The sequence below is a fragment of the Nocardia sp. 2TAF39 genome (assembly GCF_052114905.1).
Lineage (GTDB): Bacteria > Actinomycetota > Actinomycetes > Mycobacteriales > Mycobacteriaceae > Nocardia.
The window spans coordinates 193,298-205,126 of the sequence record NZ_JBFRFQ010000004.1 but is presented as its reverse complement, the minus strand read 5'-3'; the positions used below and the strand labels follow the sequence as shown (position 1 = coordinate 205,126).

General features: G+C 65.2%; 11 protein-coding genes and 1 pseudogene. 5 read left to right on the top strand and 7 right to left on the bottom strand.

Translation table 11 applies throughout. The features are described from left to right. The first annotated feature begins 177 nt into the window (after positions 1-177). On the top strand, positions 178-1,521 hold the full coding sequence (locus AB4Z47_RS04535; protein WP_441948053.1) for an IS630 family transposase: 1,344 nt from the start codon (positions 178-180) through the stop codon (positions 1,519-1,521). Positions 1,522-1,539: 18 nt separating this feature from the next. Here the strand turns inward: AB4Z47_RS04535 and AB4Z47_RS04530 are convergent, their stop codons facing one another. After that, complete coding sequence (locus AB4Z47_RS04530) at positions 1,540-1,722, bottom strand: recombinase family protein (RefSeq protein ID WP_441948038.1); 183 nt, start codon at positions 1,720-1,722, stop codon at positions 1,540-1,542. 345 nt (positions 1,723-2,067) lie between these two features. On the opposite strand from AB4Z47_RS04530, the gene rsgA reads away from it, so the two are divergent. Both rsgA and AB4Z47_RS04520 read left to right on the top strand, forming a co-directional pair. Beyond that, the gene (gene rsgA / locus AB4Z47_RS04525) at positions 2,068-3,162 is read left to right on the top strand and encodes a ribosome small subunit-dependent GTPase A (RefSeq protein ID WP_441948036.1); all 1,095 of its coding nucleotides are present in this window, start codon (positions 2,068-2,070) and stop codon (positions 3,160-3,162) included. Positions 3,163-3,293: 131 nt separating this feature from the next. Continuing rightward, a pseudogene (locus tag AB4Z47_RS04520) lies at positions 3,294-3,810 on the top strand (GNAT family N-acetyltransferase). A 182-nt stretch (positions 3,811-3,992) separates the two neighbouring features. On the opposite strand, the gene AB4Z47_RS04515 reads toward AB4Z47_RS04520, so the two are convergent. Continuing rightward, positions 3,993-4,940, bottom strand: coding sequence for a GlxA family transcriptional regulator (locus tag AB4Z47_RS04515; RefSeq protein ID WP_441948034.1), 948 nt, complete (start codon positions 4,938-4,940; stop codon positions 3,993-3,995). A gap of 98 nt (positions 4,941-5,038) precedes the next feature. On the opposite strand from AB4Z47_RS04515, the gene AB4Z47_RS04510 reads away from it, so the two are divergent. Next, complete coding sequence (locus AB4Z47_RS04510; RefSeq protein WP_441948032.1) at positions 5,039-6,013, top strand: DJ-1/PfpI family protein; 975 nt, start codon at positions 5,039-5,041, stop codon at positions 6,011-6,013. Positions 6,014-6,065: 52 nt separating this feature from the next. After that, a complete protein-coding gene (locus AB4Z47_RS04505; RefSeq protein ID WP_441948030.1) occupies positions 6,066-6,587 on the top strand; it encodes a hypothetical protein in 522 nt (173 codons plus the stop codon). 475 nt (positions 6,588-7,062) lie between these two features. Here the strand turns inward: AB4Z47_RS04505 and AB4Z47_RS04500 are convergent, their stop codons facing one another. The 5 genes from AB4Z47_RS04500 to AB4Z47_RS04480 all read right to left on the bottom strand — a co-directional run bounded on the left by AB4Z47_RS04500 (position 7,063) and on the right by AB4Z47_RS04480 (position 11,747). Continuing rightward, positions 7,063-7,188 (bottom strand): hypothetical protein, encoded by a 126-nt coding sequence (locus AB4Z47_RS04500; protein ID WP_441948028.1) that lies wholly within the window; start codon positions 7,186-7,188, stop codon positions 7,063-7,065. 55 nt (positions 7,189-7,243) lie between these two features. Then, entirely contained in the window at positions 7,244-7,699 is a 456-nt protein-coding gene (locus AB4Z47_RS04495; RefSeq protein WP_441948027.1) for a hypothetical protein, read from the bottom strand. Continuing rightward, on the bottom strand, positions 7,654-7,986 hold the full coding sequence (locus AB4Z47_RS04490; protein ID WP_441948025.1) for a hypothetical protein: 333 nt from the start codon (positions 7,984-7,986) through the stop codon (positions 7,654-7,656). The genes AB4Z47_RS04495 and AB4Z47_RS04490 overlap by 46 nt, the downstream gene beginning before the upstream one ends. A gap of 157 nt (positions 7,987-8,143) precedes the next feature. After that, positions 8,144-8,710, bottom strand: coding sequence for a TetR/AcrR family transcriptional regulator (locus AB4Z47_RS04485; protein WP_406278547.1), 567 nt, complete (start codon positions 8,708-8,710; stop codon positions 8,144-8,146). A 142-nt stretch (positions 8,711-8,852) separates the two neighbouring features. Then, entirely contained in the window at positions 8,853-11,747 is a 2,895-nt protein-coding gene (locus AB4Z47_RS04480) for an aconitate hydratase (protein WP_441948023.1), read from the bottom strand. Positions 11,748-11,829 lie beyond the last annotated feature (82 nt).

The window sequence follows — 11,829 nt, the reverse complement described above, 5'->3', positions numbered from 1 at the left end:
GCGCTGGAGAAAGACGTCCGCGCCTGGATCACCAACTGGAACGAGAACCCCAAACCCTTCGTCTGGCGCAAAACAGCCGAGGAAATCCTCGACTCCCTAGCGAAATATATGGCGAAAATTTCGGGACCGACACACTAGTGTCATGCGCCTGAAATTGGGCTTGTAAGTTTATGATTCATTGTTGTGTCGCATCGTGGGCCGACTGCCGTTGAGATCGTATTGTCCGAAGCCGAGCGTGCCGAGTTGGTGTGTAGGTCGATGTCGACCGATCGGCGTGAGGCTGAGCGGGCTCGGATCGTGCTGGTGTGTGCGGAGGGTATGTCGAACGCTGGCGCCGCACGTGATCTCGGTGTCGCGGTGGGGACGGTGGCGAAATGGCGGCGGAAGTTTGCCGCTGAGCGGTTGGGCGGGCTCACCGATGGCGGCCGGGGCGGGCGGCCGAAGACCGAGTTGGTGTTGAGCGAGGCCGAGCGAGTTCAGTTGACGTCGTGGGCGAGGCGGGCGAAAACGGCGCAGTATCTGGCGATGCGGGCGAGGATCGTGCTGGCCTGTGCCGAGGGTGCGGCGAACAAGCAGGTCGCGGCTGATCTCGGGGTGGACGAGTCGACCGTGATCCGCTGGCGGGCCCGGTTCGTCGCGGCTCGGCTCGATGGGCTGGCCGACGAGCAACGTCCGGGCCGGCCGCCGTCGATCCTGCTCGACCAGGTCGAGGACGTGATCGTCGCGACACTGGAAACATTGCCGGGCACCGACACCCATTGGTCACGCTCGACGATGGCCGCGCGCACCGGGCTGTCGAAGTCGACCATCGGTCGGATCTGGCGCCGCTTCGATCTCAAACCGCACTTGCAGGATTCGTTCAAGCTATCCACCGACCCGCTGTTCGTGGAGAAAGTGGTGGATGTCGTTGGCCTCTACCACAATCCGCCGGAGAAGGCGATCGTGCTCTGTGTCGACGAGAAGAGCCAGATCCAGGCACTGGACCGCTCGCAACCGGTACTGCCGATGATGCCGGGCATGCCCGAACGCCGCACCCATGACTATCTGCGCCATGGCATCACCAGCCTGTTCGCCGTGTTCGACATCGCCGACGGCACTGTCATCGGCGAACTGCATCGCCGCCATCGCGCCATCGAGTTCCGCAAGTTCCTGATCACCATCGACAAGACGGTGCCACGCGAGCTCGACGTGCATCTGGTGTGCGATAACTACGCCACCCACAACACCGCCGAGGTCAAGACGTGGCTAGGTAGGCATCCTCGGTTCCACATCCACTTCACCCCCACCGGGTCAAGCTGGATGAATCAGGTCGAACGCTGGTTCGGCCTGCTCACCGACAAACTCATCCGCCGCGGCGTCCACACCTCGGTCAAAGCCCTCGAAGACGACATCAAAACCTGGATCGACACCTGGAACGAAAACCCACGGCCCTTCCGCTGGACCAAAACCGCCGACGAGATCCTCAAATCCCTCGCCGACTACCTCGCCAAGATCAACCCCGCCGACACAAAAACAAATTAAATACTTACAAGCCCAATTTCAGGCGCATGACACTAGCTTGCCGGAGAACTTCTCGATGAACATGTGTTCGTCGGCGATCCCGGCCGCGCGCAAGGCGTTGACCTGGTGGTCGGTGAACTGGTCGCGGGTCGAGACCCGTGCGTAGCCGTAACGGGTCATTGCGAATCGCCGGTGTCGCCGCCGAGTTCGCGGAAGTGTCATCCGGACAGCTCGTTGAGAAAGGCTGTATTCCCGGTGCTCATCGCCCAGCGTGATACATGCCATGCAACGCATCAGCGAGCTTGGTGTTCACAATCTGCTGGCGGGGCTGGTTGGCCGTGTGTTAACTTGGCTCGTCCGTGTTTGACCTGGAGTGCGAGAGAATGGGAGGTGTTTTGATGTTTGCGGTGAAGACCGCTGCCGTGCGCAGCGCCCGGACCATCCTCACGTCCCGGGCCCCGGTCTAACCCGATACCCATTGCCAGTAGTCGCCGCGAGCTGTGCTCGTCGTGTGGCTGTTGGTGGATTCCGTGTTCGAGCGGGGCTCCCTCATCCAGGGATCTCACCGTGCATTCACCTCACCTTTCTTCGTCCTCTTTGTCGTCTTCGCTGGCGCTGTCCGCGCTCGGCTGGGACGAGAGGTTCGCGGCGCTGTTCGCTGAACACGCCGCCGCCGGCCTGATACCGGCCCGGATCGTGCGCGTCGATCGCGGCCGATGCGACACCCTCACCGCCTCGGGTCCAGTACGCGCCGACAGCAGTGCGCTCAGCGGCGCGGACCGCGAGCACACCGTGTGCACCGGCGACTGGGCCGCGCTGCGCCCCGGCCCGCAACCACAGGTGGCGGCGTTGCTGCCGCGCCGAACAGTGATCACCCGCGCGTCCTCCGATCGCACCTCCCATCAACAGGTACTCGCGGCCAACGTCGACACCGTCGTCATCGCGGTGTCACTGGCGGCACCGGTCAACCCCGGCCGGATCGAGCGTCTGTTGGCGCTGGCTTTCGACAGCGGCGCCCGCCCGGTCATCGTGTTGACCAAGGCCGACCTGGCCGAGCATCCTGGTGCGGGCGAGGTAATGGTGGCCGAGCTTGCTCCCGGCGTGGACATTCTCACCACCAGCGCCGCGACCGGTGCCGGTCTCGACCGGCTGGCCGCAGTCGTGGCCGGGACCGCAGTGCTGCTGGGTCCCTCCGGGGCCGGGAAGTCGAGTCTGGCCAATGCGTTGCTGGGCCGAGAGCACATGTCCACCAATGAGGTTCGCGCCGTCGATGGCAAGGGCCGACACACCACCGTGCATCGCGAGTTGTTGGCATTGCCCGCTGGTGGGGTGCTCATCGACACTCCGGGCCTGCGCGGTATCGGCGTGGCCGATGTCGCCGACGGGGTCGGGCAGGTGTTCGCCGAGATCGAGGCCTATGCCCGCGACTGCGCGTTCCGGAACTGTGAACACCGCAGCGAACCCGGATGCGCGGTGCAGGACGCGGTCGTGACCGGCGAGTTGGACCTGGGCCGACTCGATCGCTACCGCAAACTGCTGCGGGAAAGCCAGTGGGCGGCCACCCGCGGTGACGCCCGCCAGGCCGGCAAACGCAGCAAGACCGACAAGGCGATCACGCGGGATCTGCGCGCAACCTACCGATTCCGCGACCGCCAGCTCTAACACCGGCGTGCCCGCCCGCGCCCGCGGGCCACCCGATGGCCCGCTGGTGCAACCGCCCCCGGAACCGGGCTGAGCGGTGACACCGGATGTCCTGGCTCGCAACATCATTCAACACAGGAAAGAAGACCATCATGAGTACTCGTACCGAGTGGACCACTCGCGCCGAGATCAGCACCGATATCGCCGCGATCCGTGAGATCAACCTTGCGGCGTTCGACACCGCCGAGGAGGCCGACCTCGTCGACGCGCTGCGCCAGGACCCCGCCTGGATCGACGGACTCTCCATCGTCACCGTCGACGACAACGGCGCCCTCGTGGGGGTACACACTGCTGACCCGCGCGCACATCGGCGACACCCCGGCACTGTGTCTGGCACCGTGCGCAGTCCTGCCGCAGTACCAGAAGACCGGTGCCGGATCGGCCGTGGTCCGCGCCGCGTTCGACGCCGCCAAGGCGATGGGCGGGCACTTCGTCACCGTCCTGGGGCATCCGGACTACTACCCGCGCTTCGGATTCACCCGCGCCAGCACCCACGGGGTCAGCATGAAGGTGGCCGTCCCCGATGAGGCACTGATGGTGCTGAGCCTGGACGGCGAACCCCTGCCCAGCGGCGTCATCCGCTACGCGGCAGCCTTCGGCGACATCTGAATCACCCCGCTCGGGCGGTAGCCCGATGCTCCCCGGGGCTCGGCAGCGATGCGCGGGCGAGCCCCGGGGAGTCCACCACGCTGGGCTGTGAACTCCTTGGTCGAAGAAAGGCCACATCCGTCATGAATCGTCGGTGCCGGTGATTCCGTCGACGCCGGGTGAGCGGGCTCCGCGGTTGCCCGCTATGCGGGCGGATTCGTTTGGAATGTCGATCGGTATGCCGCAGGAGTGGTGCCGATGTGCCGGATGAAGTGGTATCGGAAAGTTTCGATCGATCCGAAACCGGTCGTCGTGGCGATGCGCTCTACGGGCAGGGCAGTCATTTCGAGTAGTTCCCGCGCCCGGTGCAGGCGGCGGTCGAGCAGCCATTGCGTCGGCGTCGTTCCCGTGTGGGCACGGAATCGCCGCGACAGGCTGCGAATGCTCATCGATGCCTTGGTGGCGATGTCGGCCAAGGACATCGGTGTGGCGAGGTTGTCCTGCATCCATTGCAATGTCGGTCCGAGGTCGTCGGATGGCGCGGCGGGCGTCGGACGTTCGATGAATTGCGCTTGCCCGCCCGCCCGTTGGGGTGGCATCACGATCTGGCGTGCCGTGTCGGTCGCCACCGCCGCGCCCCGGTCGCGGCGCACTATATGCAGGCACAGATCCAGACCGGCCGCGACGCCCGCCGAGGTCAGGATCGTTCCGTCATCGATGAACAGGACCGACGGATCCACCGATACGGACGGGTATCGGTCCGCAAGGTGGTCGGCCAGCATCCAATGCGTCGTTGCTTTCCGGCCGTCCAGCAGTCCCGCGGCCGCCAGTACGAAGGCCCCGGTGCAGATCGACGCCACTCGCGCGCCACGGTCTGCCGCCGCTCGCACCGCCCGCAGGACGCGCGGGTCGGGAACCGCATCGGGGTCTGCGCCCGGGATGATCACTGTCTGGGCGTCGAGCACATCGTCGAGGCCGTAGCGCGAGGAGAAGCCGAACACCTCCTCCCCGGCAGCCGTCGCGATCATGTTCTTCTTCCGTTGGGCACACACCCGGACGCGGTAGCCGGGAGCGAGGGAGAAAACCTGGCACGGAATGGCCAGCTCGAAGCCCACGACTCCGTCAACAGCCAGCACAGCGACAGAATGCATGGCCAGATCTTACGCAAACCTGGCGATCACGCCACTGTTCGGCCGGGCCGATCACCGAAATACTCAGGGAGGAACGGCAACTCCTATCGGAGGATTCGATGACTCTTCGCGTACACACAGTGCTCTACGACGGGGTGGAAGACCAGGACTTCATCGGCCCGGTCACAGCGCTCGGCGTCGTCGACGATGTGCAGCACAGCTTCGTCACCGCCGACGGTCCCGGCACCGTCACCACCGCGGCAGGTCTCGAGATCACCATCCGCACCCCGTGGTCCCCGGACCGCGCCGATCTGATCGTGATACCCGGCGGCGGCTACGGCGAAGGATCTCCCGTCCAGGAACAGATCCGCCGTGGCACGCTGCCTCGTGCGTTGACCGCGGCCCGGCGTCCGGGACTGATCCTCGCGGCCACCTGCACTGGAACGCTGCTGCTGTCGGCGGCCGGGATCACCACCGGACGATCGTGCACAACACATCACATCGCCGAGAACGATCTCCAGCAGCAAGGGGCGATCGTGGTCAGCGGTCGCGTCGTCGACGACGGCGACCTGGTCACCTCGGCCGGGGTCACCTCCGGCATCGACCTGGGCCTGTGGCTCGTCGAACGGCTCTTTGGAACCGAAACCGCGGCGTTCGCCGAAGAAGTTCTCGAACACGAACGTCGCAGCGATGCCTGGGGCGCGAACCGTGACGGTGATCGAGGACGACCGGCACGACACGACCCGGCGGCGCCGCTGCCGCCTACCCATGACGGAGACGAACACAGGACGACCGAGGGCGTCACATTCGTCAATGCCATCGAACTCCCCACCGAGCGGATCGACGAGTTCGTTGCACAATGGCGTGAACGTGCGGCGCTCATGCGGACGGCCCCCGGATTCCGTGATGTCCGCCTGCACCGGGCGATACTGCCCGACTCGCGTTTCCAACTCGTCAACGTCGCGCATTGGGACAGCATCGAAGCATATGAGGCAGCCGGTCTGAATCCCACTTTCGTCGCCTCCGTCGACGAAGCGAGAAGGATCGCAACCGCCCACCCGGCACTTTATCGAGTCGCCGCCGAATACTCCTGACATACAGCGTGGTGTAGTGGTTCGGGGTGAGGTAGTTCCCCACGGTATTGACGTGGAGGAACCGCACCATGTTTACAGGCGGGAATACACCCGCCAGTGCTGTGAAGCGCCGTGGCTGTACTCTTCGGCGAAGTTCGTGACGGGAACGATGAATAGGATTGAAATGCGGGCCCTCGAGAAAGTAGCCGGGTTGGCCTTCTCCGCCGGGGTGGTTATTGCTGGCTCACTGGCATTCGCCGGACCGGCGAATGCCGCGTCGTCTCCAATAGCGGCGTGCGGCGGCGGTAGCTACCATGAAATCGACCACCACGACCTCCGTTTATCAATTGTCTACCTGCTCTACAACGGCGACACGAACTGTGTTGTCACATGGAAGACTGGCTACATCGGAACATCGACGGATGTGGCGGCTGCCATCCAAATCGCCGGCGATGACAGCACTTACAAGAGAGACGCCCGCCAGTACAAATACTACGCCGGTCCCGTGACGGTGCGTGCCCCCGGAAAGTGCATCGAGTGGGGAGGTGGCACTCCGGGCAGTGAGTGGCACTCAGGCCCCTCCCGCTGCGGCTGAGCAGCCTAGATCAGTGGGGAGCAGCCCACGGAATCCAACGCTGGTGCGTGCATATTTGGCAGTTATCCAGCAGTCTCACTGCCACAGTAAAGCGCCGTACCGGCTCCGAATGGAGCCGGATATTTGGATATCAGTCCGGAAATTCGAAAGTGTAGAAGGGGTGGCGTGACATAGGTGCGTCGTCATGGACGATGACGATGAGCGCTATAAGAGGATTAATCAAGAATTGGTTCCAGGGCAAGCCTGCCGGCAATCGCGAGAATTTGCATACGGAGAGACAGTGCCGCACCGATGCCCGCGCGTTCGGGCATATTTCGTGACGGCATGGCTCAACTGCTGAGATATTGGTAGTCCCTTTCGGTATTTCCGCAGGACACAGTCTTGGTCGAGTTCGCTCCCCCGATAGCCCGGTGCTTTCCACCGAAAAGTCGCGATCTCTGCGGTACCGGGGTCGTAGGGGCCTAAGGGTCAGGTTTCAGCAGGTGAGCAGTAGTGTGGCGGGCCGGTTGGCGTCGCGGGAGTGATGTCGCAGGGCGGGGGCGATATTGGTATGACCGGCCAGGCGGAACAGGCCGATGGCGGTGTTGCGGAGGCTGGCCATGACCTGGGGTGCGCTGCCAGTACGGATTTGGCAGCGGTCCTCGTCGGAGGTGACATCACGGACCCAGCGCGCCCGGTTCGCGATCGACCAATGCCCTCGCAACCGTGTTGCGATCTGGTGGGGTTTCGCTTCGGCGAGCGTGAGGCTGGTAATTGCGTACACCGGTTTCGCGGGTCTGTTTGCCGGTTCTTGCGGCTGGTGCGTGTCCGGCTCGGGCGCAGCGCCTGGCGGGCCCGGGGAATCCGATGCCCTCGGCGAGTTCGGTGGCCTTGATGGTGCGGGTGTCGCGGCGGCCGTGACCGTGCTCGGTACTGGTGTCGAGTATCGGAATGTCTTTCCAGGAAATCAATTTCAGCTTCCTGCGCAGGGTCGGCTGATTGTTCTTCACCGTGAGCACGTAGTGACCGCCACGGTCCCAGATCATCTGCGCGGTCTCACGCTGGCAGTGCATCGCGTCGGCGGTGATCACCGCGCCGGTGATGTCGAGAGAGCCGAGAGGGCTTGCAAGCAAGGGATTTCGTTGGTCTTCGTACCGACGGCGACCTGGGCGAGCGCGACGCCGGTGCGCTGCCGCAGCCCGGCCAGCAGGTGTACCAGGTTCCCGGCCGCGTCGCGGGCGCCCCGCAGGGTCTTGCCGTCGAAGCAGATCACCCGGCGCTCACCGATCATGCTGGTGCGCAGCCACATCCACGCACCGATCACCTTGTCGAGGCACGCACCTACCTGCCCGCTGCCGCGGCCTGGCCCTGTCAATGTCGCGCCGCACCCGCATGGGCGCGAGACGGTTTCGTCGACCACACAACACACGGTAATGTCGGCACCATGACCAGTGGCGATGCGTTTAGGGAGCACACTGGTAACTCACCGGGAACGCCCAAACACCCGACGTAGGACCTGAACGCGAATCCGGCGGCTCCTACTTGCACGGTCTGAAGACCCGGAGAGGCGGGGGAGTTCAGTGCTTGCGGCGGACCGAGGCCTCGACGAGATCCAGTACGGCGGTGAGGTTCTCGTTGGTGTGGCCAGAGGCGATCCGGGCGATCAGGCCGTCCAGGACGAGATCGAGGTAGCCGAGTAGGACGTCGGTGGGGACGTCGTCGCGCAGTGCCCCTGCGGCCTTGCGGCGCTCCAAGCGGGCCAGCGTAGCGGCGGTGAGTTCGGCGGAGCGCTGGGTCCACCCCGCGCGGAACTCCGCGTCGGTGCGCAGCCGCCGCGCGATCTCCAGACGCGTTCCGAGCCAGTTGAACTGCTCGGGGTGGGCGAGCATATCGCGCATCACCTGCACGATCCCCTGGTTGGCGGCGACGTCGGCCATGCGTTCGGCGTCCTCTTGGGCGAGGGCGAGGAACAACGCGTCCTTGTCGCGGAAATGGTGGAAGATGGCGCCCCGCGATAGCCCGATCTCCTCCTCCAGACGGCGCACGGTGGCGCCGTCGTAGCCGTATTCGGCGAAGCAGCGGCGTGCTCCGTCCAGAATCTGGCTGCGCCGGGCGGCGAGGTGATCGTCACTGACCTTGGGCATGGGGCTCCTCCGAACGAAGCGGGCGGCGCGAAGCGAAATGTGGAGAGGTCCGCGCACCACGGAAGCGGTGCGCGGACCCTCTACGACGGTTTCTGTCGTCCGCCCTCGGCGTGAACCGACGGCGGACGGTCAGCGAAACAGCTCAGCCGCGAATCATATTGCGCAGCACGTACTGCAGGATGCCGCCGTTGCGGTAGTAATCGGCCTCACCCGGGGTATCGATCCGAACCACCGCGTCGAAGGTGATCTTGTCACCGTTCTCCTTGGTAGCGGTGACTTTCATGGTCTTCGGGGTGACGCCCTCGTTCAGCCGGGTGATGCCCTCGATGTCGAAGGTCTCGGTGCCGTCCAGCTTCAGCGACGCAGCCGACTCGCCCGCAGGGAATTGCAGCGGGACGACGCCCATGCCGATGAGGTTGGAGCGGTGGATGCGCTCGAAGGACTCCGTGATGACCGCCTTCACGCCGAGCAAGCGTGTACCTTTGGCGGCCCAGTCACGCGAGGAACCCGAGCCGTACTCCTTGCCGCCGAGCACGACCAGCGGGATGCCCGCAGCCTGGTAGTTCTGCGCGGCGTCGTAGATGAACGCCTGCGGGCCGCCCTCCTGGCTGAAGTCACGGGTGTAGCCACCCGAGACGTCGTCGAGCAGCTGGTTGCGCAGCCGAATGTTGGCGAAGGTGCCGCGGATCATCACCTCGTGGTTACCGCGCCGGGAACCGTAGGAGTTGTAGTCCTTGCGCTCGACACCGTTGGCCTCCAGGTACTGCGCGGCCGGGGTGCCCGGCTTGATGTTGCCGGCGGGGGAGATGTGGTCGGTGGTGACCGAGTCCCCGAGCAGCGCCAGGACGCGGGCGCTCTTGATGTCGGTAACCGGCTCCGGGGCCTGCGGCATGCCCTCGAAGTAAGGGGGCTTGCGCACGTAGGTGGACTCCTCGGCCCACTCGAAGGTCTTACCTTCCGGGGTGGGCAGGCTGCGCCAGCGCTCATCGCCCTTGAAGACGTCCTTGTAGTCGTCGAGGAACATGTCACGGCTGATGACCCGGTCGATGGTGTCCTGGATCTCCTGCGGCGACGGCCAGATGTCCTTCAGGAAGACGTCGTTGCCGTCCTTGTCCTGGCCGAGGGCGTCGTGCTCGAAGTCGAAGTCCATGGTTCCCGCGAGCGCGTAGGCGATCACCAGCGGCGGAGAGGCCAGGTAGTTCATCTTCACATCGGGGGAGATGCGGCCTTCGAAATTGCGGTTGCCGGACAGCACCGCGGTGACCGTGAGGTCGTTGTCGTTGACCGCCTTGGAGATCTCCTCCGGCAGCGGGCCGGTGTTGCCGATGCAGGTGGCGCAGCCGAAGGCGACCAGGTTGAAGCCCAGCTTGTCCAGGTAGGGCCAGAGGCCCGCCTTCTCGTAGTAGCCGTTGACGACCTGCGAGCCCGGCGCCATGGAGGTCTTCACCCACGGCTTGCGGGTCAGGCCCTTGTCCACCGCGTTGCGGGCGAGCAGGGCAGCGCCGAGCATGACCGATGGGTTGGAGGTGTTGGTGCACGAGGTGATCGAGGCGACCACGACGGCGCCGTGGTCGAGCACGAAGTCGCCGTACTCCTCGGTCTGCACCTTGACGGGCTTGGACGGACGGCCCTCGGCGCCGTTCGCGGCCGACGCCAACACGGCGTCGTCGTCGGCGAAGGACAGCACTGCCGGATCGCTGGCAGGGAAAGACTCCTCGATGGCCTCGTCCAGGTGCGTGTGCGGTGTGGCGGCGGCCGGCCCGGTGACCGCGTCGTCGGTGTAGTTGTGGATGTCCTTGCGGAAGGCGGTCTTGGACTCCGACAACAGGATTCGGTCCTGCGGACGCTTCGGACCCGCGATGGACGGCACCACGGTGCTCAGGTCCAGCTCCAGGTACTCGGAGTAGGCGGGCTCCTTGTCGGCGTCATGCCAGAGGCCCTGCTCCTTGGCGTAGGCCTCGACCAGTGCGACCTGCTCGTCGGAGCGACCGGTCAGGCGCAGGTACTCGACGGTCACCTCGTCGATCGGGAAGATCGCCGCGGTGGAACCGAATTCGGGGCTCATATTGCCCAGAGTGGCGCGGTTGGCCAGCGGCACCTCGGCGACGCCCTTGCCGTAGAACTCGACGAACTTGCCGACCACGCCGTGCTTGCGCAGCATGTCCGTGACGGTGAGCACGACGTCGGTCGCGGTCACGCCCGGGTTGATCTCACCGGTCAGCTTGAAGCCGACCACGCGCGGGATCAGCATCGAGACGGGCTGGCCGAGCATGGCCGCCTCGGCCTCGATGCCGCCGACGCCCCAACCCAGGACGCCGAGGCCGTTGACCATCGTGGTGTGCGAGTCGGTGCCGACGCAGGTGTCGGGATAGGCCTGGCGGATGACATTGCCGCCCGAACGGGGACCCTGCGTGGTTACGCCTGCGGCTGCCTCCTCCGGGCCTGACTCGCTCGGGCGGTCGCGGACCATGACGACGCGGGCCAGGTGCTCGATGTTGACCTGGTGCACGATGCCGGTGCTCGGCGGTACGACCTTGAAGTCGTCGAACGCGGTCTGACCCCAGCGCAGGAACTGGTAGCGCTCACCGTTGCGTTGGTATTCGATGTCGACGTTGCGCTCGAAGGCGTCGGCGCGACCGAATACGTCGATGATGACCGAGTGGTCGATGACCATCTCGGCGGGGGCGAGCGGGTTCACCTTGTCCGGGTCACCGCCGAGGGCGGCGACGGCCTCGCGCATGGTGGCAAGGTCGACGATGCACGGCACACCCGTGAAGTCCTGCATGATGACGCGTGCGGGGGTGAACTGGATCTCGGTGTTCGGCTCGGCCGACGGATCCCACTTCGCGATTGCGCGAATGTGATCGGCGGTGATGTTGGCGCCGTCCTCGGTGCGAAGCAGGTTCTCCGCGAGGACCTTCAGTGCGTAGGGGAGTTTCTCGGTGCCGGGCACGGCGGAGAGGCGGAAGATCTCGTAGGAGTTGCTTCCGACCTCGAGGGTGCCCTTGGCGCCGAAAGTATCGATACTTGTCGTCACGTCAGCTCCACTCGTCTGTGCGGGTGGCCGCCGGCGGGGCTGTGCCGGCGACCGAGTCTTCGGAGGTGCTCCCGCGCCGGAA